Origin of the sequence: Streptomyces griseoaurantiacus (genome assembly GCF_036189845.1) — a bacterium.
Lineage (GTDB): Bacteria > Actinomycetota > Actinomycetes > Streptomycetales > Streptomycetaceae > Streptomyces > Streptomyces griseoaurantiacus.
Window position 1 is genome coordinate 376,659 of the sequence record NZ_CP108326.1, and the last position, 21,341, is coordinate 397,999.

Sequence of the window (21,341 nt, forward strand, 5' to 3'; positions counted from 1 at the left end):
TCCGCGCTCGAAGCCCATTCCCACAGCGTCGTCGGTCGTGCGGCCGGGTCGTGCCCGACGGAAAGGACGGCAGAAGCGCCAGGGGCGCGAGGTGCCGCGGCCCGCACCCGCAGAACGGGCCTCCACAGAACGGGCCTGCGCAGAACGGGCTCCGACGCAACAGACGTAATCCCTCACTTCATTCACCGTGAACGAGAAGTAGTCGAGGTGTGTTTCCTCATGTTTGCTTCCGCCGAAGTGGTTCCCGGCCGGTACGGCGATCAATTCCGGTCGCCCGGGCTTTCGTTTCTCGATGCCGTGACGAATCACGCGCGCACCGCTCCCGGGCACACCGCCGTGATCGACGGCGAGCGGTCCCTGAGTTACGGCGAACTCCTCGCCGCGGCGGGCGCGTTGTCGCAGACCCTCAAGGAGACCTGCGGCGGCCGCCCGGTGGCGGTCCGGCTCCGCCGCGGCGCGGACCTGGTGACCGCGCTGCTGGCGGTGGCCGCGACCGGAGTGCCCTTCCTCGCCGTCGACCCCGAGGCGCCGGCGGAGCACACCCGTTCCGCGCTGACCGGAGCGGGCGTGCGCGCCCTGGTGACCGAAGGGCCCGTTCCGGCGGAACTCGCGGGCTTCGCCACGGTCCCGCCCGACTCCGGCTCCGGGCCCGGGCCCGCCTCCGGCCGGGACACCGGCCCCGTGGCGGCCGCTCCCGCTTCCGGTGACACGGGACCGGCCGGCTATCTGGTGCGGACCTCCGGTTCCACCGGCGCGCCCAAGCTCGTCGAGGTGTCCGGCTCCGCCCTGGAACGGCATGCCCGGACGATGGGCGAGGTCTACGGGCTCGAACCGCGGGACCGGGTACTGCAGTTCGCGAACCCGGCGTTCGACGTCGTCGTCGAGGAGGTGTTCCCCACCCTGGCCGCCGGCGCGACCGTCGTGGCCGCGCCCCATCCGGTGCCGGCGCCCTCGGAGCTGACGGACTTCCTCGCCCACCACGGGGTCACCGTGCTCAACCTGCCGACGCCCTACTGGCGCGAGTGGGTGGCGGAACTGGACTGCGGCGGCCGGCGGGTTCCCGACACGGTGCGGCTCCTCGTCATCGGCAGCGACATGGGTGACGGGGACACCGCGCGCCGTTGGCGCGGGCACAGCGGGGCCCGGCTGGTGAACGCCTACGGCGCCTCGGAGACGACGGTCACCTGCGCGGTGTGGGAGGACACCCGGGAGGAGGAGCCTGCCGGGGCGCTGCCCGTCGGCCGTCCCCTGCCCGGTGTGGAGGCGTTCGTGCTGGCCGAGGACGGCTCGGAGGTCACGGCGCCCGGCACCGGTGAGCTGTACATCGGCGGCTGGTGCCTCGCCGAGGGGTACCTCGGTGACGCCGAGCGCACCGGCGCGGCCTTCGTCCCGCACCCCTCGGACCCCTCGCTGCGGCTCTACCGGACCCGGGACCGGGCGCGCCGTGAGGCCGACGGTGTGATCACCGTGCTCGGCAGGATCGACGGCGAGGTCAACATCCGCGGCCACCGGGTCAACCCGTCCGAGGTCAGTGCGGCGCTGCTGAGGCTGGACAGTGTGACCGCCGCCCACACCCTCGTACGCCGCGACGGCCGCGGGGAGGTCCGGCTGACGGCCTACGCCGTCACGGCCACGCGCCAGGACGGTCCGGCGCTGCGCGAGCGGCTGGGAGGGCTGCTGCCCGGCCATCTCCTCCCGGCCGAGGTGGTGGTGCTGGACGTGCTGCCCGTCACCGCCAACGGCAAGGTCGACGAAACGTTACTCCCCCCGCCCCGGGAGGTACCGCCGACGCCCGCCGACGCTTCGGCCGCCTCGGCGGAGGTGAGCGCGCTCCAGACCGCGGAGGGGCTCGCCGGCCACCTCGCGGGGCTGTGGTCGGCCGAGCTGGACCGGGCCGTGGGCGTGGACGACAACGTGTTCGACCTCGGCGCCCACTCGCTGATGCTCGCCGGGGTCAGGCGCCGGCTCAGCGCCGACCTGGGGCGCGAGGTCCCGAGCATCGCGCTCTTCACCCACACCACACCGCGGGCGCTCGCCCGCTTCCTGCACGAGGGCGAGGCCGCCGCCGACCCGCACGTCTCACGGCCCACGGCCCCCAACCGGCTGCGTGCCCGCCGCGCCTCGGGAGGCACGCGATGACCGGCCCCGGACCGGACGCCGTCGCCGTCGTCGGGCTGGCGGGACGCTTCCCCGGCGCCGCGAACGTGGACGAGCTGTGGCGCAACCTGCTGGCCGGAACCGACGGCATCACCCGGGACGGGCGCGGGGCCTTCGGCATGCTCGACTCCCCCGCCCGCTTCGACGCCGCGTTCTTCGGCTACTCCCCCGCCGAGGCGATCACCCTCGACCCCCAGCACCGCGTCCTGCTGGAGTGCGCCTGGCACGCGCTGGAGAACGCCGGCCACGACCCCCGCGCGGTGCCGGGCCGGGTCGGTGTCTACGCGGGCACGGGCCAGACCGACTATCCGGAGAAACTGATCGCCCACCGCGACAGCGCCCCGGCACGACTCGAGCTGGGCAGCGACTACGTGATCCGGCTCGGCTCCGCGGTCGACTTCGCGACCAGCCGCATCAGTCACCGGCTGCGGCTGACGGGTCCCGCCGTCACCGTCCAGACGGCCTGCTCGACCTCGCTCGTCGCCGTCCACACCGCGATCCAGGGCCTGCTCGCCGGGGACTGCGACCTCGCGCTGGCGGGCGGCGCCACCGTACGGATCGACCCCGAGCTGAGCGGCCAGGACGAGGCCGGCCTGGTCGCCCCCTCCGGGCAGTGCCGCCCCTTCGACGCGAAGGCCGAGGGGACGGTGCCCGGAAACGGCGCCGGGTTCGTCGTCCTGCGGATGCTCGACGACGCGCTCGCCGCCGGGGACTTCGTGCACGCGGTCCTCACGGGCTCCGCCACCGGCAACGACGGCGGCGACAGAATCGGCTTCACGGCACCGAGCGTGCAGGGACAGGAACGGACGATACGGGCCGCGTTCGACGCCTCGGGGCTGCGGCCGCGGGACATCGGCTACGTCCAGGCGCACGGCACCGCGACACCTCTGGGCGATCCCATCGAGGTCGCCGCGCTCAACCGCGTGTACGCCGGTGACGCGCCCCGCGAGGAACCCTGCCTGCTCGGCTCGGTGAAGAGCGTGATCGGCCACACCGACGCCGCCGCGGGCGTGGCGGGACTGCTCACCGCGATCCTCGCGGTCCGGGAGGGCGTGATCCCGCCCACGGCTCACTTCAGCGACCCGAACCCCGAACTCGACCTCACCGCCGTGCCCTTCGAGGTCAACGCCGAGACCGTGCCGTGGCCCGCCGGGCACGGACCCCGGCGCGCCGCGGTCAACTCGCTGGGACTGGGCGGCACCAACGCGCACGTCATCGTCGAGCAGCACCTCGCCGGGGAACCGCCCGAACCCCCTGCCGCGGAACCCGAGGTGCTCGTGCTCTCCGCGGCCACCGACGGCGCCGTGCGCACCGCCGCGTCCCGACTGGCCGAGCACCTGCGACGGGACACCGGAGGACGGCTCGCCGACATCGCCTTCACGCTGCAGACGGGCCGTGCCCGCCTGCCCCACCGCCGCGCCGCCGCCGCCCCGACCGCGGAAGCGGCCGCGGCCGCCCTCACCCGGCAGGCGGCCGGGGCCGCGCCGCCGCCCGCGTCCTCCGTGGCGTTCGTCTTCCCCGGCCAGGGGTGCCAGCACCCCGGGATGGGCGCGGACCTGGACCACGGCCGGCCCGCCTACGCGGCCGCGCTCGACGAGTGCGCGGCGGCACTGCGCCGCCGTCTCCCGGACGCCGATCTGCGGCGGATGATCTCCTCGCCCGGGCTGTCCTCGGACATGGTCGCCAGTCAGATCGGCCTCTTCGCGGTCGAGTGGGCCACCGCCTCCCTGTGGCGGTCGCTGGGCGTGGAACCGGACCTCGTCCTCGGGCACAGCCTCGGCGCCGTCACCGCCGCCTGCGTGGCGGGCAACCTGTCCCTGGAGGAGGGCATGGGGTACGTGGTGGACCGGGCACGTCTGCTCGCCTCCCTGCCCGCCGGCACCATGCTCGCCGTGGCCGCAGGCGACGAGGAGATCGCCGCGGCCGTCCCCGCCGCGACCCTCGGCGAACTGGACCTCGCGGTGGTCAACTCGCCGCGCAACCGCGTGCTCTCCGGTCCGGCCCACCACGTCGAGGCTGCGGCGGCGGCGCTGACCGGGGCCGGGATCGACGTCAGGACCCTGCGCGTGGCCGCCCCCGCCCACTCCCGCCAGATCGACACCGTGGCCGGGGAACTCGCCACCGCCGTCGCACACGTGAACCCACGTCCGCCGGCCACCCGCTGGATCTCCGACCACACGGGGTCCGAGCTGTCCGCGGCGCAGGCGGCGGACCCGCACTACTGGGTGGCGCACGCCCGCGGCACCGTCCGCTTCGCCGACGCCGTGGGCACGCTGCTGGCCTCGCCCGACACCCTGGTGCTGGAGGTGGGTCCCGGCCACACCGCGAGCGCGCTCGTCCGGCAGCACCCGGACTACGACGGGCGCGCCGTGCTCACGAGCCTCCCGCACCCCGCGGACGACAAGTCGTCCCACCTGCACTTCGCCGAGGCCGCCGCCGCCCTGTGGAGCACCGGCATCGAGGTGGACTGGACCGCCTGGCACTCCTCGCCCCGGCGGCGCGTTCCGCTTCCCGGCTACCCCTTCGAGGGCAGGGAGTTCGGGCCCTCGGCACCCGCGGTCCCCCGCCGTGCCGCAGCCGCCCCGAAGGCTCCCGGGAAACGCCGGGACGACGTCGAGGCGGTCGTCGCGGAGGCGTTCTCGCGCGTGCTGGGCATCGACGGCCTCACGGCCGAGGACGACTTCTTCGAGCTGGGGGGCGATTCACTCATCGCGACCCGGGCGGTCGCCCTGCTCACCGAGCAACTCGGTCCCCGCGCGGAACTCACCGTGCGCACCCTCTTCGGCACGCGCACCGTCGGCGCGCTCGCCGCGCGGCTGCGCGAGACGGCGGGGACGTCCGCATGACGGCTCCCTCCGCCGTGCTGCCCCTCAGACGGAACAAGGACTTCCGGCTGCTGTGGTCGGCCTACACCGTCACCACGGTCGGCTCCCAGGTCAGTGTCCTCGCCCTCCCGCTCACGGCGGTCCTGGTGCTCCACGCCGGAGCCCTCGAACTGGGTCTGCTGATGTCGGTGCAGTACCTGCCGTTCCTGCTGATCGGGCTGCCCGCCGGCGTCTGGGTCGACCGCTACCGCCGGCGCGACGTCATGGTGTTCACCGACATGGCGCGGGCGGTCGTCCTCGGCCTGGTCCCGCTCCTCATGTGGCTCCGCCCCCACCTGGCGATCCTGCTCCTGCTCGCCTTCGCCCTCGGGGCGCTGACGGTGCTCGGCGACGTCGCCCACCAGTCCGTCCTGCCCGAGCTGCTGCCGGTCTCGCAGCTCACCGAGGGCAACTCCACCCTCACGGCCTCGGCGAGCGCCTCACAGTTCGCCGGGCCGTCCCTGGGCGGGCTGCTCGTGCAGGTGTTGAGCGCTCCGCTCGCCCTGCTCGCCGACTGCGTGTCGTTCCTCGTCTCGGCGGTCCTGGTGCGCCGTCTGCCCGCTGCCGAGCCGGAACCCGCCGCCCTGGGCGGCCGGTCGACGTGGAGCGCCGGCCTGGAGGGGCTGCGCCACGTGTGGAACCACCCGCTGCTGCGGCCCATCGTGCTGTGCACCGCGATCGCCAACTTCTTCGACCTGTTCGGCATGATCCAGGCCGTCCTGGTGCTGTTCGCCGTGCGCGAGCTCGGACTGTCGCCCGGCACCTTCGGCCTGGTGGTCGGCTCGGCGAGCCTGGCGATGGTGACGGGAGCGGTCCTCACCCCACGGCTGGTGCGCCGCCTGGGCTTCGGGCCCTCCCTGCTGCTCGCCGCCGTCCTGCCGGGAGCGGCGCTGCTGCTGCTCCCGTCGGCCACGCCGTCCGACGCCGTGCCCCTGCTGGTGCTGAGTCTGGCGATCTCCGGATTCGCCGTGGCGGTGTACAACATCAGCCAGGTCAGCCTGCGCCAGCGCGTCACCACCCTGGCGATGCAGGGCCGGATGAACGCGTCCATCCGCTTCCTCGTGTGGGGCACCATCCCCGCCGGCACCCTCGTCGGCGGTGTGCTCGGGGAGACCCTCGGCCTGCGCCCGACGCTGCTGCTCGCAGCCCTGGGCAGTGTGCTCTCCGCCCTGCCCATCGCCCTGTCCCCCGTACGGAAACTGCGCTCGGTGGACGACGTGGCCGCCGCCGTCGAGCCGGAGGAGGCACGAGATGAGTGACGACACCCCGATCCCCTGGTTCACCGGACGCACGGGCGGGGACCACCCGTGCACCCTGTACTGCTTCCCCCACAGCGGCAGTTCCGCCGGTGAGTACATCCGTCTGTTCCATCCGCTGCGCTCGCGCTTCGCCGTGCGCGTGCTCCAGCTCCCGGGCCGGGGGGTGCGGCTGGAGGAGCCGGAACTCCTCGACATGAAGACCCTGGCCGCCGCCGTGGCGGACGCTCACGACTTCGCCGCGCCGTACGTCTTCCTCGGGCACAGCCTGGGGGCGCTGACCGCCCACGAGGTGACCGGCCTGCTCCTCGACCGGGGCGCGCCCGCGCCCCTCCACCTCATCGCCTCCGGCTCCCCCGCCCCCCACCTGCCCCCTCTCAAGGAGCCCGCCCGGCACCTGCCCGACCGCGAACTGGCGGCCCTGCTCGGCCGGCAGCACAGCCCGCTCCCGGCGGAGATCCTCGCCGACCCGGAGGTACTGCGCCTGTCCCTGCGGGCGTTCCGCGCCGATCTCACCGTCCTGGAGACACGGGAGCCCTCCCCCGTCCCGGACACACCGTGGCCGGTGCCCGTCACCACCCTGCGCGGCCGGGACGACTACGTACCCGAGGAGCACGCCCGCCAGTGGGCCGCCCACACCGCCCGCTTCGCCCACCGGCGGGTGCCCGGCGGCCACTTCCCCTTCCGTGACGACGCCGAGGCCTACCGCGCGGCCGTCGACGCCCTGGTGACCGAAGCAGTGCACGACTACCAAGAGGAACGGAACCGATGACCGACGTGCACCACGCGAGCAGTCTGCTGGAGGAACTGAACCGCGGCAGGCCGGCCTGGCCCCTGCTCGCGGACTTCCCCGAACAGGACGAGGAGGACGCCGCGAAGGGCACCGCCGCCGTCCACGAGGCCACGGAGGTGCTGCGCGGCCTGGTGGACGTACCGGAGGTCGAGCGGACGCGCTCCCTGCCCCCCGACTGGGTCAAACCCCTGCGGGACGCCGGACTCTACGCGCTCACCACGCCCGAGAGCCGCGGCGGCCGCGGTCTGTCCCCGTACAACGCCTACCGGGTCATCAGCGCGCTGGCCCGGCACAGCGTCCCGCCCGCTGTGTCGGTCGCCGTGCACACGGGCTTCGGTTCCTCCGCGTACCTTCCCCTCCTGCCGGACGGGCCGCTCAAGGACACCGTCGCCGCGGCGGACGCGGCACAGGTGATCTCCGGTGACGCCGACACCGAACCCACCGGGGCGGCGAACCGGCGGCGCGCCACGACCGCGCGGCTGGACGAACAGGGCACGCACTACGTCCTGGACGGGCAGAAGGTCTACATCCAGAACGCCCCCGTGGCGGGACTGCTGCGGGTCTCCGCGACCATCCTGGGCGGCGAGGACGACGGACGCGTCGGCCTCTTCTTCGTGCCCACCGACCTGCCGGGCATCACCGTCGGGGAGCCGCACTCCTTCGTGGGCCTGCGGGGCGTGCCCAACGCCCCGCTGTCCCTGACCGGGGTGCGGGTGCCCCGCGCGTTCCGCTTCGTGGTCGACCCCGCCCTGAGCACCGAGCAGGAATGGCGGCTGCAGAACCAGCTCAACGACGTCAGCGTGCGTGCCCGGATGTACGCCATCGCGGCTCCCGCCGCCGCGCTGACCGCGCTGTGCCAGGACATCGCACGCGACTTCCTGCGCGGCCGCCGCGTCGACGGACTCGACCTCGCCGCCTACGGCGAGGTCCGGAACATCGTGGCCCGCAACGCCGCGGACATGATGGCGCAGGAGGCCGTCGCCCGCTGGTGCCTGCTCACCCCGGGCGATCCGGCGCGGGTGCGCCGTGAGCAGATGGCGGCCAAGAACATCACCTCCGTCACCTGCTGGCGTGTCGTCGAACGCACTCTGTCGCTGCTGGCCGCGCGGGGACTGGAGACGGACGAGGGTCTCGTCGCACGCGGCCGGGAGCCGCACGGGCTGGAACGGGTGTGGCGGGACGCGCGCATGCTGCGCGTCTCCGGAGGGGTGGACTTCTTCGTCGACCACTTCTACGCCGTGAGCAACGTGTTCGGCCCCTGGTACGAGGACCCCGCCCCCGCCGCCCCCGCGCTCCCGTCCGCGGCGGCGTCCCCACAGGGCCTGTCCCCGGTCAACGAGCGGCACTGGGCGGACATCGGCGCGCGCTCCGCGTGGTTCGCCGAACGCTGCCGCGTCCTGGTGGCCGCCCACCCCCGGCGCGCCGACCTGGAGAAGCGGCAGGACCTCACCATCGCCGCCGGCCGGTTCTCCTGCGAACTCCTCACCGCCGCCCTCGTCCTCGGCCGGGCGGCGAAGTCCGGCACCGAACGGGACCAGTTGGCCGCGGACGTGTACTGCACGGCGGCGGAGGCCAGGCTGGCCGGCCTGGCGCACCGACTCGATCACCCGCGCGACGCCGGGGCGGACGCGGCACTCGGCCGCCTCGCGCTCGCCGGCGAGCAGGAGGAGTAACCGATGAGCCTCTCGTCCCCCTCGACCACCGACCACCCGCTGACCCCCTCGCAGCAGATCGTGTGGCTGCACGAGGACCTGTTCCCCGACAGCCGTGCCTACACCTTCACCGCCGCGCTCGACCTGTACGGCCCCCTCGACCACGAGGCACTGCGCTCCGCCATGCGACACGTGATCGCCGGGCACGACGGTCTCCGTCTGCACCTCGTCTCCGGGAGTTTCCCGCCCCGGCAGCGGGTCGGCGCGCCGGAGGATCCCGACGTCGAGGTCGTCGACCTCAGCGGGGAGCCGGAACCGGAGGCCGCGCTGGAGAACCTCCGGGACGCCCTGCACAACAGGCCCTTCGAACTGACCCGGGGGCCGCTGATCCGATGGCTCCTCGTCGTGCTCGGCCCCGGACGGCACCGGCTGCTGCAGACGGAGCACCATCTGGTGCACGACGGCATGTCCTTCGCGCTCACCCTGCGCGACCTCTTCGGCGCCTACGCCGAGCTCGTACGCGGGAACCCGCCGAGGCCCCTCACCTCCCGCTCCTACGTGGACTACCTCGGGCACCCCTCCCACACCGACGAGGACGCCTACGCCAGGGCGCTCGGCCACTTCCGCTCAGTGCTCGACGGAGCCGACTTCGCCGGTCCCTTCGGCGCACCCTCCACCTCGGAGGGCATCGCCGGCGGGCAACTGCGCACCTCGGTGCCCGCCGACCTGGCCGCCGCGCTGCGCGAGCGGGCGAAGCGGGACGGCCACACCCCGTTCACCGTGCTGCTCGCCCTGTTCGGGGAGGCCGTCAGGCGGTGGACCGGCCGGCCGGACTTCACGGTCGGCACCGCGGTCGGCAACCGCCCGGAGGGGTTCACCGACTGTGTCGGCATGTTCGTCAACACCCTGCCGCTCCGGCTCGATCTGCGGCTTCCCGGGCCCGCGCGGGACCTGCTCGACGCCCTGACCGAACAGCTCATGGAGAGCCTCGCGCACCATCAGGCACCGATCCAGCGGCTCACCCGCGACCTCGGCCGCAGGTCCGCCTCCGGGCTGGACAACCCCTTGTTCAGCCTGATGTTCAGCGCGCACGACGCCTCACTGCCCGCACTCGACCTGGGCGGACTCCGCGTCGATCTCGTCGAGGGCATGCCGAACGGCACGTCACGGTTCGCGCTGGACGCCGTCCTCATGCCCGACCACCGCCGGAGCCTGACCCACCGCGATCAGGCACCGGGGATGCTGATCATGTGGGACTACCAGCTCGCCTTCTTCGACCACGACGACGTCGAGACGTTCGCGAAGGAGCATCTCGCGCTTCTCGCCTCGTACCTGCGTCACCCCGGCGCCCCGCTCGCCCAGTTGTAACTGACGACGGAGGAGACTCCCATGCTTCTCAGCCACCTTCCCGCGCCCGCCACCCCGCGGCCTCCGGCACCGGGCGGGACCGTACTCGACTGGTTCTCCCACTGGGCGCGTGTCCGCCCGCACGCACCCGCCGTGCTCACACCGGAGGCCTGCTGGGACTACGCCGCAGTCGACGGCCTGTCCTCGGAACTGGCGGCCCGACTGCGCGAGCATCTGGCCCCCGGCGACGTCGTCGGGGTCCTCCTGCCGCGCTCGGTCACCCTCGTCGTCACGGCACTCGCCCTCGCGAAGGTGGGAGCGACCTACCTTCCACTCGGCGAGAACCCCCCGAAAGAGCGCCGCGAGAGCATCGTCGAGACCGCCGCGGCCCGCCATCTCCTCGCCTCCGCCGACCACCCCGACGTCGGCGGCGACCCCGTCGTCCGGCACGCCGTCGCCGGCACGAAGGTGGCCCTGACCGGGACCGGCCGCACCGCCGGGATGGCCGGGGCCGCCGGGCCGGCGCCGTACGCCATCGCCACCTCCGGGTCGACCGGCCGTCCCAAGGTCGTGCTCGGCAGCCAGGAATCGCTGACCACCCTCATCAGCTGGCTGGCGACCCGGCTGGCCATCACGGAGGAGGACCGGGTCGCCATGACGGCGAGCCCCGGCTTCGACGCACACCTCCTCGACCTCTGGCTCGCCCTCGGCACCGGAGCCGCACTGGTCGTGCCCCCCGAGGAGGCTCTCAGCTCCGCCGAGGGCCTTCTCGAATGGTGTGCCGACCAGCGGATCGACTCCATGTTCCTGCCCACCCCTCTCGGTGAGCTGGTGATGGGGGCGGCCCGGCCCGCACACCTGGCGCTGCGCCGGCTCCTGGTCGGCGGCGACCGTCTGAGGGCCGTGCCCGCCGAGGACTTCCCGGCCGAGGTCCTCAACGTGTACGGCCCCACCGAGGCCGGAGTCCTCACCACCACCCATGTCGTCGGGGCCCACGAGGACCCCCTGGCCATCCCCATCGGTGTGCCGCTGAGCGGACGGACGGTGACGGTGACGGACGAGGCGGGCGAGGTGGTGCCCCGGGGGACGCTCGGCGAGCTGCGGGTCACCGGCGCCGGGGTCGCTCTCGGCTACGCGGGCGGCCACTTCGGGGGCTTCGTCCCGGCCGCCGAGGGCGAGGAGCGCACCTACCGGACGGGCGACCGCGTCCTGATGAGGCCCGAGGGAGTACTCGAGTTCCACGGGCGTCTCGACGACCAGTTCAAGATCGACGGCGTCCGTCTGGAACCCGCCGAGATCGAGGCGGCGCTGCTGTCCTTCCCCGGCGTGACGAGTGCGGCGGCCTTCCCCTTCACCACCGGCGGGGGCATCCGCCAGGTCGGCGCGGCGCTCACCACCTCCCCCGGAGCCACCCGCTCCGAGCAGGCCCTGCTGGCCCACGCCGCGGCCCGCCTGCCCGGCCCCGCCGTCCCCCGGGCCGCCCTCTTCCTCGACGACCTGCCGACCAACGACAACGGCAAGATCGACCGGGCCGCCCTGGCCGAACTGCTGCGGAACCGGCTCGGCGGCGAGGAGGAGGACCGCTCACCCGCCACCGTGCTCCTGAGGATGGTCCGCGACCTCGTGGGGCAGGACCTGGGGCTGGAGGACTCCCTGGCCGACGCCGGCGTGAACTCCCTCACCACGGCACGGCTGCTCAGCCGGATGCGCGAGGAGTTCGGCCTCCGGGTGCGCGCGGTCGACGTCATCAGGGCGGAGACGGTGGCCGACATCCTGCCCGCCCTGCGCTGAGGCCGCGCTGCCGCCCGGCACCGCGCCCCGGCCGGACCCCGCCCCGGCGAGGCACCCCCGGCGGGGCGTCAACTCCCCGGCTTCGGCCCGGGCCGGTCGGAAGGGGCGTATCTGGCCAGCATGGTCCGGACGGCCTCTTCGACGGCCGTGTCGATGTCGGAGGCCGCCGGATTCCAGTCGGTCAGCAGCATGCGCGGCCACAGGACGTAGTTGGCGATCATGCCGAGGAACTGGTTCGCGGCGCTCACGGCGTCCGGGACCTCGGCGTTGCCCGCCTCGTGCTCGGATTCCAGGTAATCCTGGACGGAGGTGAAGTAGGGCAGCTTGCCGAGCTGGAACTGCATCCGCCCCAGCTCGGGGAAGCGGGGCAGCTCGGCGATGACGATCCGGAACAGGGCCGCCATGCCGGGCCGGCCGACCAGGTCGGCGTAGCGGCGGCCGATGGCCGTCAGTCCCGCGCGCAGATCTCCCGGCCGTGGCCGCGCGGCGCCGTCACCGGCGTCGCGTTGCCAGGACTCGGTGACGATGGCCTCGAAGAGTGCTGCCTTGGTGGGGAACTGCTTGAACAGGGTGGACTTCGAGACCCCGGCCGCCTCGGCGATACGGGCCAGTGAGGTGCCGTCGTAGCCGCGGTCCAGGAACAGTTCGGTGGCCGCGGTGGTGATCGCCTCGCGTTTCTTCTGCGCGAGCCTGCGGTGGTGGGCCGAGAGTTCTGCTGCCATGCGGACAGTATGCCGGAGCACCGAGGCGAGTCACTTGACTCGCCTCTATTGCCGTGCCTACGGTACGAACCTGAGGGGAGTCGAGTGACTCGCCTCGCTGTTCAAGGTGCTCGGCCCCTTCCGGTGGCCTCGCTCCGGTGGTTCGCGATGGAGGAGACAGCTCATGACGACCGACAGGATCGCTCTGGTGACCGGTGCGAATCGCGGCCTCGGTCGCAGCGCGGCCGTCGCCCTGGCCGCGCGCGGGATGCGGGTCCTCGTCACCCACCGCGGCGATACCGCCGGCGCCGGGAAGACGGTGGAACAGGTGCGGGCGGCGGGCGGGACCGCCGCTGTTCTCCGGCTGGATCTCAGCGACGTGTCCTCCTTCCCGGCCTTCACCTCGGCGCTGCGCGAGTGGCTGGAACGCTGGGGTGCCTCGCGGCTCGACGTCCTGGTCAACAACGCGGGAGTGGGAATCTTCGGACCGCTGGAGGACGTCACGACCGAGGACTTCGACACGGTGATGGGCGCACCAATGTGCGGGGCACGTTCTTCCTCGTCCAGGCCCTCGTGCCGCTGCTGGCGCAGGGCGGCCACGTCATCAACGTCTCGACGTCGCTGACCCGCCACACCAGCCCCGCCACCTCTGTCTACTCCGCCTCGAAGGCCGCCGTGGAGGCCCTGAGCCGCACCCTCGCCGCGGAACTCGGGCCGCACGGCATCCGGGTCAACTCCCTCGCCCCGGGACCGACCGCCACCGACTTCAACGGTGGGGCGATGCGGGACGACGCCGGGATGCGCCGGGCCCTGGCCGGACAGACGGCGCTCGGCCGCGTCGGCGAACCCGAGGAGATCGGCGACGCCATCGCCACGCTGGCCTCCGAGGGCCTGCGCTGGGTCACCGCCCAGCGCATCGAGGTCTCCGGCGGCGCCCTCCTCTGAGCCCGCGGGCGCGTGCCCGTCGAGCTCCTCGATTTGACAGTGACAGTGAGCAGCCATGCACCGGCGTAGGGGCACAGCCGAGTCTCCGCCCTCTGTAGTGTGCGGAAATGACGAGAAGCGAGCGACTCGCGGACCAGTTGGACTGGTACTGGACCAAGAACCTGCGGCCACGGCTGGAGGGTCTTACCGACGAGGAGTACTTCTGGGAGCCGGTACGCGACTGCTGGAGCATCCGCCCCCGTGGCACGACGTCCGCACCGATGCCGGACGGGGCGGGGGAATGGACGATGGACTCCGCGTCCCCTGCCCCCGTGCCCGCGCCGGTGACCACGATCGCCTGGCGGCTGGCGCACCTCATCGTCTCCTGCCTGGGCCATCGGGTCGGATGGTACTTCGGCGGCCAGGACCTCGATTCCCGGCCGTTCGCCTATGCGGGTACCGCCGACGAGGCGCTGCGACAGCTCGATGAGATGTACGGGAGATGGAACGCGGGAGTCCGCGAGCTCTCGGACGCCGACCTGGACGGTCCGCCCACGGCGGGTCCCGAACGGTGGCCCATGGAGAACCGAGTCCTGCACGTCAACAGGGAGTTGATCCATCACGGCGCCGAGATCGCCCTGCTGCGCGACCTCTATCGCCGGCGGGAGCCGTACGGCGCCGAATGACCGGGAGATGCCGAGCCGATGCCGGCCCCGGAAACGGCCGCTCCACGAGAGCGGGACGGCTCGCTTCGGACGAGACGGTGGTCGACGGCTTCGAGCACATCGTGGACGCGTTCCTGGGCATGCTGCACGGCGAGAACACCGGCAAGATCATCGTTGCGGCACCCCTCTCCGCGATGTCCGCATGGGTGAAGCGCGGCGGCGGCGTGCGGCACAGGACTGGATCCCGAAGGCGACCGTCGAGGCCGAGGACGACGGGGCGGTGCTCTCCCTGGTGAGCGAAGGTCATGGAGTGGCGAGGCCGCGTGCGGGAGCGCCGATCCGCACGCCCTTTCGCCGTCGGCCGGGCGGACCGTAGGATCGCCAGGTCATCGCCGCGACGGGAGACAGGAAGCCGGTGCGAATCCGGCACGGTCCCGCCACTGTGACCGGGGAGCGCCCCTCCGACATGCCACTGCGCGCCGCGCGGGAAGGCGGAGGAAGCGCCGATCCGGGAGTCAGGACACTGGTCCGTCGCGGGCCCGATCCGAGGAGCGCGGACTCCAGGAGGCTTTACGTGTCCCAGTCGATCACCCCTGCCCGCACACGCGGGTTCCTTCGCGCCGCGGCCGCCGCCGTGGCGCTCTCGTCCGTACTGCTGACCACCGGCTGCGGTGCGTCCGACGAGGGCGGCGCGGACGCGGAGGCCACCGCGGCCGTGCCCGCGGGCTTCCCGGTCACCATCGACAACTGCGGCGTCAGGACGACGTACGACAGGCCGCCGTCCCGGGCGGTCACCATCCACCAGCACCCGGCGGAACTCATGCTCGCCCTCGGCCTGAAGAACCGCATGGTCGGCACGGCCTTCCCCGACTCCCCCGTCCTGCCCGAACTGCGGAAGGCGTACGAGGCGATACCCGAACTGGCGAAGAGGGAGCCGTCGTTCGAGAGGATCCTGGACGCCGAACCCGACTTCGTCTACGGCGGCTACGGCAGTGCCTTCGCGAAGAACGAGGGCCGCTCCCGCACGGCGTTCGCCGACGCCGGCATCGACACCTACCTCAACCGCGAGTACTGCGGCAGGAAGCGGGTGACGATGAAGGACACCTACGAGGAGATCCGCACCATCGGCAGGATCTTCGGTGTCCCGGACCGGGCCGGCAAATTGGTCGAGGATCTGCGGGACCGCGTCGGCAAAGCCGCCGCCGAGGTCGAGGGTGCACACGAGGTGCCCGTCTTCGTCTACGACAGCGGCGACAGGAGCGCCTTCACCGCGGGCGGCAGGAGCCTGGGCACGGAACTGATCCGGCTGGCCGGTGGCAGGAACGTCTTCGCCGACCTGGACGACGTCTTCGGTGACGTCTCCTGGGAGCAGGTCGTCGAGCGCCGGCCGGAGGTCATCGCCCTCTACGACTACGCCGGTGCCGGAAGCGTCGAGGAGAAGAAGGAGTTCCTCCTCTCCCGGCCCGCGCTCGCCGACGTACCCGCCATCAGGAACAAGCGGTTCGTCGTCCTGCCCCTGACCGCCACCCTGGTCGGCGTCCGCTCCGCCTACGCGGTCGACGACCTGGCCCGAGGACTGCACCCGGAGAGCTTCCGGTGACCCGGGCAGCCACCGGCACGCCCGTCGAACGGACGGTACGGCGGCGGACCACCGGGCCGGGCGCGGGCCGCCGTACGCGTCCGGCCGTCACGTCGCTGGTGCTCACCGCCCTGCTCCTCGTCTCCGTCACGGCGGGCCTCGCGATCGGCTCCGTGCACGTACCGCCGGGCCAGGTGTGGGGCATCGTGACGCACTCGCTGGGCGCCGACTGGCGGGAGCCGGACTGGTCCCGGGCGCGGGAGACCATCGTGCTGGACGTGCGGGCGCCGCGGGTGCTGCTCGGCGCGGTCACCGGCGCGGGCCTCGCGGTGATCGGCACCGCTCTGCAGGCGCTGGTGCGCAATCCGCTCGCCGAGCCGTACCTGCTCGGCGTCTCCTCCGGGGCGTCGCTCGGCGCGGTCTCGGTACTCGTGTTCGGGTTCACCCTCTTCGGAGCCGCCTCCCTGCCGATGGCCGCCTTCGGGGGCGCCCTGGGCGCGCTCCTGCTCGTGTACGCCACCGCCCGCACCGGCGGACGCATCACCTCCTCGCGGCTGGTGCTGTCCGGGGTGGCGATCGCGGCGATGCTCACCGCGGTCCTCGATCTGCTGCTCCTCACCACCGACCGGGGCAACGAGACCCGCGCGGTCCTCGCCTGGACCCTCGGCGGACTCGGCGGGGTCGGCTGGGGCACGCTGTGGCTGCCGAGCACCGCCCTGCTGCTCGGCATCGGCGTCCTCATGGCGCAGGCCCGCAACCTGAACCTCCTGCTGGCCGGCGAGGAGGCCGCCACCACGCTGGGACTGGACGTGGCCCGCTTCCGCGCCCATCTGTTCGTCCTGCTCTCCCTCGTCACGGGCGTCCTTGTCGCGGCGGCCGGTCCGATCGGGTTCGTCGGCCTGATGACGCCCCACATCGTGCGCCTGTTCGTCGGCGGCGACCACCGCCGGGTCCTGCCGACGGCGGCACTCGCCGGAGCGGTCTTCCTCGTCTGGGCCGACATCGCCGCACGGACGATCGCCGCACCGATGGAGATACCCGTCGGCGTGCTCACGGCCCTGTGCGGTGGCCCCTTCTTCCTGTGGCTGATGCGCCGGGACGCCCGGCGCGGCACCGACCGAGGAGTGGCATGACCGCGACCGACCTGAGCGTCGACGGCGTCACGCTCACCGCCGGAGCACACCACCTGGTGCGCGACGTCTCCCTGACCGCCCGCCCGGGCGAGACCATCGGTCTCGTCGGCCCCAACGGCAGCGGCAAGTCCAGCCTCCTGCGCACCGTCTACCGCGTCCTGCGCCCCGACACCGGCCAGGTCCGGGTCGACGGAGGCGACGCCTGGGCGCTGCCGGTACGGCAACTGGCCCGCACCGTGGCGGCGGTGGTCCAGGACTCCGCGGCCGACTTCGATCTCGCCGTCCGTGAGGTCGTCGCCATGGGCCGCACCCCGCACAAGCGACTCCTCGCCGGTGACACTCCCGAGGACGCCGGTCTCATCGAGTCCGCACTCCTCGCGGTCGACGCCGCCCACCTGGCCGACCGCCCCTTCGACCGGCTCTCCGGCGGCGAGCGTCAACGCGTGCTCATCGCGCGTGCCCTCGCCCAGCGGCCCACCCTCCTGGTCCTGGACGAGCCCACCAACCACCTCGACATCCGCCATCAGCTGTCCGTGCTGGGCACCCTGCGCCGCCTCCCCACGACCGTCCTGCTGGCCCTGCACGACCTCAACCTGGCCGCCCACTACTGCGACCGCCTCTACGTCCTGCACGACGGTGAGGTCACCGCCTCCGGCCCACCCTCCGAGATCCTCACCCCCGGGCTCCTGGCCGAGGTCTACGGCGTGGCGGCGGACGTCGCCACCCATCCGCGCACCGGCGCCCCGCACGTGACGTTCCTCCCCGAGGAGCCACCTGCCTGACGAGTGAGCCGGAACCGCCGTGCTCGGATCGAGCCGCGTGACGCCGATGCCGGTGCCGGTGCCGGTCCCGGTGCCGGTGCCGGTGCCCAAATCCTCAGGGCGGGGCCGAGGGCTGCCCCCCCAAGACGTCGCTTCTGTTGGTGGAGGGGAGCCGGGCATCATGGGCGTCGGCGGGAGTCGATGGCGACAGGACGGGTACGGCACGTGTCTGAGAGCGTACGAAGGGCTTTGACCGAGCTGTGGCAGCAGCACTGGCCCGACTGCCCTCCGGTCGGGTACAAGCTCCGCGACCCGTACGCGCATCTCTGGGTGCGTTTCCACAGCCTGCCGGAGTCGAAGCGGTACGCGGAGGACGAGAGCGAGTACGCCATCGTCCTGGAGCGGTACAACACCGTCCTTGATGAGCTGTTCGCCGGAGGGGACGTCTACGTCATCACTCCGACTTGGGCGACCGAACCCGAGGTTCCGTCGTTCCGGCCGGACGACGGCTACTGGCAGACACTGCTGGTGGAGGACGATCCAGACCCGCGGTTCCGTACCCACTGTCACCTCACGGTCGCCCGCCGGCCCTGGCGACACGGCTGCCTCGACGAACTGCTCCGTGACATCGCCGACTACAAGGTGGGAGGAGTCCTCATCACCGACACCCGGTTGCGATACATCTACGACCCCTACGACGGCGGTGCCGACGTCTTCCTCCCCACGCCCGGGGAGCGGGACCGGATGCGCGACCGGCACGCCGACTGGCTTTCCAGCCACCCCTCGGGTCTCTGACGGGACGGGCTCGGCTCACGACCCCCGCCCGCGTTCGCCGGACCCCCGCGCTGAACTCGCCCGCGGCGACGGCGGCCACGGACGCCGGGGCCCGCGTCGAACGCGGCCAACTCGTCGAACGGCCGCAGACGACCGCGGCAGGAACAGGGTGGCAGACCTGCCTCGAAGTTCGAAATCATCCGACCATGTCGAACAGCGCACCAGGACAGGACCTTCCGGTCGGCTTCGGGTTCCAGCCGTATAGCGGCGACGAAGACCACGGCCCCATGGCCGCGGTGCGGCTGGGTTGTGCCGAACGGGACCAGGTCGACGCCCATTCGGTTGTGGAAGGGCTTCCGACAGCGGCCGAGATCGCCGAAGCCTCTGCCAGGCTGGAGGAGCCGTCCAAGAACCAGGTCCTGGTGGTGCACGACGGGAGCGTCGTCGGCTACTCGACGATCCGATGGTGGCAAGAGCGGGACGACACGTGGCTGTACCTGCACCGCGGCTACCTCTTGCCCGAGCATCGCTGCCAGGGCATCGGCTCAGCCATGCTGAGCTGGGCCGAAGAACGGGTCCGCCAGCTCCTCAAACAGCATGGAACGGCGCGGACGGCAGTGATCGGTGCGAACGCCATGGCCTCCGAGCAGGACGCCACGGCGCTTCTGCTCGCAGCCGGCTACCGACGTGTCTTCAGCCTGGTCGAGCTGGAGCTGGGCGATCTGCAGCAGTTGCCCGAGCGGGCCAGCAAACTGCCACCCGGGGTACGGACGGGACCGATCGCGTCAAGCCACTACCGCGCAGCCTGGAGGACGGTCGTCGATTCGTACGCGGACACCGGCTTCACGCAGCAATGGCCATTCCAGGACTTCGTCGACACCGCCGACCCGGCATGCTGGAGGGCTGCATGGAACGGGCAGGACATGGTCGGCGTCGCCCTCTGCCGCATCCGCCGTCACGACCACACCGTAGGCGAGGTCGAAGAGCTGAGTGTCCGGACGGACCAGCAACGCCTCGGAATCGGCCGGGCCCTGCTGCTGGACGGGCTGCGGAGCCTTCGCGGACAGGGTGCAACGACCGCTCGGCTGTTCACAGGCACGTCAAACCCGCACCGGTCCTACGATCTTTACGAGAGTGTGGGGTTCCGGCGGCAGAACGAGTACGTCCGTTACCGCAAGCCGCTTGCTTGACCGACCGGTCATTGGGCGGTCCGACCAGTCCACGGGATTCGACAATATCCCCCTTCCGGGCCTCCAGGGCTGTCCGGAGCTGCGGGTCCTGGCCGCGGGTCTCGTCGCCGGTCACCACGGATGATGAGTCCCGCCGGTCGCCGTCGTAGGTGTGCGAGCGACCGGCGCTCGCCGTCAGCCCTCGATGTCCTCCAGCTTCTGGGCGATGCGTTCGACGGCTCTGAGATCCTCGGGCGAGAGCCGGTCGATGAAGTGGCGTCGCACCGAGGCGACATGCGCCGGGGCGACGCTCTCGAGCGTGTCCAGGCCGTGGTCGGTGAGAACGAGGAAACATCCTCTGCCATCCGCCGGGTCGGGTGCACGTCGCAGGAGGCCACGCGCTTCCATCCTGGTGGCGTGCCGGGAGAGCCGGCTGCGGGACCATCGCATCTTGGTGGCCTGTTCCCGCAGGGTGCTGGTGTGGTCGGGCCGCTCCGACAACGTGCTGAGCACTTCGTAGTCGGGCTCGGAGAGCCCGACCGCGGCCAGGTCACGCGCCGTGGCGGCCTGCACGGCGACCACCATGCGCCGGTAGGCCCGCCACGCCCGTTCTTCGTCCGGGTTCAGCCAGCGCACGTTCTCAGCCGAGGGCTTCGTTGACATGTAATCAATATACCGGCTACTTTCATTTCCATGTCAACGAAAACGGCACGTGTCCTCGTTCTGGTGTGCAGCACCCGGCCCGGCGCCCTCGGCCCGGCGGTCGGCAGGTGGTTGCTCGAGACGATCACGCCTCGCGCCGGGGAACTCGACGTCGAACTCGTGCCCATGGCCCTCGGCGACCTCGACCTGCCCTTCCTGGACGAAGAGGAGCATCCGTCCTCGGGTCTCTACGCGCACGAACACACCAGACGTTGGAGCGCGCTCGTGAACGCCGCGGACGGCTTCATGGTGGTGACGCCGGAGTACAACTACGGAATGCCGGCGACTCTGAAAAACGCGCTCGACCACCTCGGTCGCGAGTGGGCCTGGAAACCGATCGGCTTCATCAGCTACGGGAACACCTCCGCGGGCACGCGCTCGGTCCAGCACGCCAAGCAGGTGGTGACCACACTGCGCCTGGTGCCGTTGGGACGCACGGTCGCGATACGCATCGGTGACGCGGTCGACGACGGACAGATCCGCCCGAGCGCCACCCTTGCCGCGGCGGCCGTCGGCGTCCTGGACGAATTGGTCCGGGTCGCCCACGCCCTACGTCCGATGCGCGAAGGGGCACGCCCCGGCCTGCGGCCCGGCCCGCTGCCGGGTTCCTACCTGAGGCGGCTGACCCCTGATGACGCTCCCGAGGTCACGGTGGTGCAGCGGTGCTGCTGGGTGGACGAGGCCCTCGCCAACGACACCCTGGCCATCCCGGCCCTGCACGAGTCACCGGAGCAGACAGGCGAGTGGCTGGCGACCTGGCACGCCATGGGATTGTGGCGGGATGGCCGGCTGCTGGGCATGGTGCGGGCCCGACGTGTCGACACCGACTGGCACGTGGGTCGGCTCGGCGTCGTGCCCGACCTGCGGGGCCAGGGACTGGGCCGCCGGCTGTTGCGCACCGCCGAAGCCGCGGCCGAGCCGAGCTGCCGCCGCATCGTGCTGCACACCGGCGTCCACAGCCGGCAGAACATCGCCCTCTACCAGAGCGAGGGATACCGGTCGGCGCCACTCAGCGGCGATGACGGGACTGTCCGCCTCACCAAGGACATGACCCCGTAGAAACGTGCCTAGCG

Annotated in this window: 16 protein-coding genes, 3 pseudogenes and 1 riboswitch; of the genes and pseudogenes, 17 read left to right on the forward strand and 2 right to left on the reverse strand. The window is 72.4% G+C overall.

Annotated elements, in window-relative coordinates:
* Nucleotides 1-297: 297 nt before the first annotated feature.
* From OHB09_RS01680 to OHB09_RS01710, 7 genes are read left to right on the forward strand one after another with little or no spacing between them, the layout of a single operon-like run.
* Nucleotides 298-2,139, forward strand: coding sequence for a non-ribosomal peptide synthetase (locus tag OHB09_RS01680; protein WP_328921490.1), 1,842 nt, complete (start codon nucleotides 298-300; stop codon nucleotides 2,137-2,139).
* A complete protein-coding gene (locus OHB09_RS01685; protein ID WP_328921491.1) occupies nucleotides 2,136-5,003 on the forward strand; it encodes a type I polyketide synthase in 2,868 nt (955 codons plus the stop codon). The genes OHB09_RS01680 and OHB09_RS01685 overlap by 4 nt, the downstream gene beginning before the upstream one ends.
* On the forward strand, nucleotides 5,000-6,280 hold the full coding sequence (locus OHB09_RS01690) for an MFS transporter (protein WP_328921492.1): 1,281 nt from the start codon (nucleotides 5,000-5,002) through the stop codon (nucleotides 6,278-6,280). Before OHB09_RS01685 ends, OHB09_RS01690 begins: the two co-directional genes overlap by 4 nt.
* A complete protein-coding gene (locus OHB09_RS01695) occupies nucleotides 6,273-7,049 on the forward strand; it encodes a thioesterase II family protein (RefSeq protein ID WP_006136964.1) in 777 nt (258 codons plus the stop codon). Before OHB09_RS01690 ends, OHB09_RS01695 begins: the two co-directional genes overlap by 8 nt.
* Nucleotides 7,046-8,743 (forward strand): acyl-CoA dehydrogenase family protein, encoded by a 1,698-nt coding sequence (locus OHB09_RS01700; protein ID WP_328921493.1) that lies wholly within the window; start codon nucleotides 7,046-7,048, stop codon nucleotides 8,741-8,743. The genes OHB09_RS01695 and OHB09_RS01700 overlap by 4 nt, the downstream gene beginning before the upstream one ends.
* A gap of 3 nt (nucleotides 8,744-8,746) precedes the next feature.
* The gene (locus OHB09_RS01705; protein WP_191890717.1) at nucleotides 8,747-10,090 is read left to right on the forward strand and encodes a condensation domain-containing protein; all 1,344 of its coding nucleotides are present in this window, start codon (nucleotides 8,747-8,749) and stop codon (nucleotides 10,088-10,090) included.
* Nucleotides 10,091-10,111: 21 nt separating this feature from the next.
* On the forward strand, nucleotides 10,112-11,860 hold the full coding sequence (locus OHB09_RS01710) for a non-ribosomal peptide synthetase (RefSeq protein ID WP_328921494.1): 1,749 nt from the start codon (nucleotides 10,112-10,114) through the stop codon (nucleotides 11,858-11,860).
* A 68-nt stretch (nucleotides 11,861-11,928) separates the two neighbouring features.
* Here OHB09_RS01710 and OHB09_RS01715 read toward each other — a convergent pair whose 3' ends face one another.
* The gene (locus tag OHB09_RS01715; protein WP_328921495.1) at nucleotides 11,929-12,582 is read right to left on the reverse strand and encodes a TetR/AcrR family transcriptional regulator; all 654 of its coding nucleotides are present in this window, start codon (nucleotides 12,580-12,582) and stop codon (nucleotides 11,929-11,931) included.
* Between the two features lie 163 nt (nucleotides 12,583-12,745).
* Here OHB09_RS01715 and OHB09_RS01720 point away from each other — a divergent pair.
* The 9 genes and pseudogenes from OHB09_RS01720 (at nucleotide 12,746) to OHB09_RS01760 (ending at nucleotide 19,587) form a co-directional block, all read left to right on the forward strand.
* Nucleotides 12,746-13,506: pseudogene (locus tag OHB09_RS01720) on the forward strand (SDR family NAD(P)-dependent oxidoreductase).
* Nucleotides 13,507-13,613: 107 nt separating this feature from the next.
* Nucleotides 13,614-14,171, forward strand: a complete 558-nt coding sequence (locus tag OHB09_RS01725) for a DinB family protein (RefSeq protein ID WP_191854161.1) — start codon at nucleotides 13,614-13,616, stop codon at nucleotides 14,169-14,171.
* Between the two features lie 47 nt (nucleotides 14,172-14,218).
* Nucleotides 14,219-14,326: pseudogene (locus tag OHB09_RS01730) on the forward strand (NADP-dependent oxidoreductase); the annotation flags it as partial.
* 50 nt (nucleotides 14,327-14,376) lie between these two features.
* Nucleotides 14,377-14,466, forward strand: a pseudogene (locus OHB09_RS01735) (LysR family transcriptional regulator); the annotation flags it as partial.
* Nucleotides 14,467-14,555: 89 nt separating this feature from the next.
* A riboswitch (cobalamin riboswitch) is annotated at nucleotides 14,556-14,676 on the forward strand.
* Between the two features lie 48 nt (nucleotides 14,677-14,724).
* Nucleotides 14,725-15,750 carry an ABC transporter substrate-binding protein gene (locus OHB09_RS01740; protein ID WP_191854160.1) on the forward strand — a complete coding sequence of 342 codons (1,026 nt, stop codon included), beginning with the start codon at nucleotides 14,725-14,727 and terminating at the stop codon, nucleotides 15,748-15,750.
* Entirely contained in the window at nucleotides 15,747-16,862 is a 1,116-nt protein-coding gene (locus tag OHB09_RS01745; RefSeq protein ID WP_328921496.1) for a FecCD family ABC transporter permease, read from the forward strand. The genes OHB09_RS01740 and OHB09_RS01745 overlap by 4 nt, the downstream gene beginning before the upstream one ends.
* Nucleotides 16,859-17,644 (forward strand): ABC transporter ATP-binding protein, encoded by a 786-nt coding sequence (locus OHB09_RS01750; protein ID WP_006136954.1) that lies wholly within the window; start codon nucleotides 16,859-16,861, stop codon nucleotides 17,642-17,644. The genes OHB09_RS01745 and OHB09_RS01750 overlap by 4 nt, the downstream gene beginning before the upstream one ends.
* A gap of 204 nt (nucleotides 17,645-17,848) precedes the next feature.
* A complete protein-coding gene (locus tag OHB09_RS01755; RefSeq protein ID WP_309486440.1) occupies nucleotides 17,849-18,418 on the forward strand; it encodes a DUF3885 domain-containing protein in 570 nt (189 codons plus the stop codon).
* Nucleotides 18,419-18,603: 185 nt separating this feature from the next.
* A complete protein-coding gene (locus OHB09_RS01760; RefSeq protein ID WP_328921497.1) occupies nucleotides 18,604-19,587 on the forward strand; it encodes a GNAT family N-acetyltransferase in 984 nt (327 codons plus the stop codon).
* A gap of 174 nt (nucleotides 19,588-19,761) precedes the next feature.
* On the opposite strand, the gene OHB09_RS01765 is transcribed toward OHB09_RS01760, so the two are convergent.
* Nucleotides 19,762-20,229, reverse strand: coding sequence for a MarR family winged helix-turn-helix transcriptional regulator (locus tag OHB09_RS01765; RefSeq protein WP_191890713.1), 468 nt, complete (start codon nucleotides 20,227-20,229; stop codon nucleotides 19,762-19,764).
* A gap of 30 nt (nucleotides 20,230-20,259) precedes the next feature.
* On the opposite strand from OHB09_RS01765, the gene OHB09_RS01770 reads away from it, so the two are divergent.
* On the forward strand, nucleotides 20,260-21,327 hold the full coding sequence (locus OHB09_RS01770; RefSeq protein ID WP_328921498.1) for a bifunctional NAD(P)H-dependent oxidoreductase/GNAT family N-acetyltransferase: 1,068 nt from the start codon (nucleotides 20,260-20,262) through the stop codon (nucleotides 21,325-21,327).
* The last annotated feature ends 14 nt before the right edge of the window (nucleotides 21,328-21,341 follow it).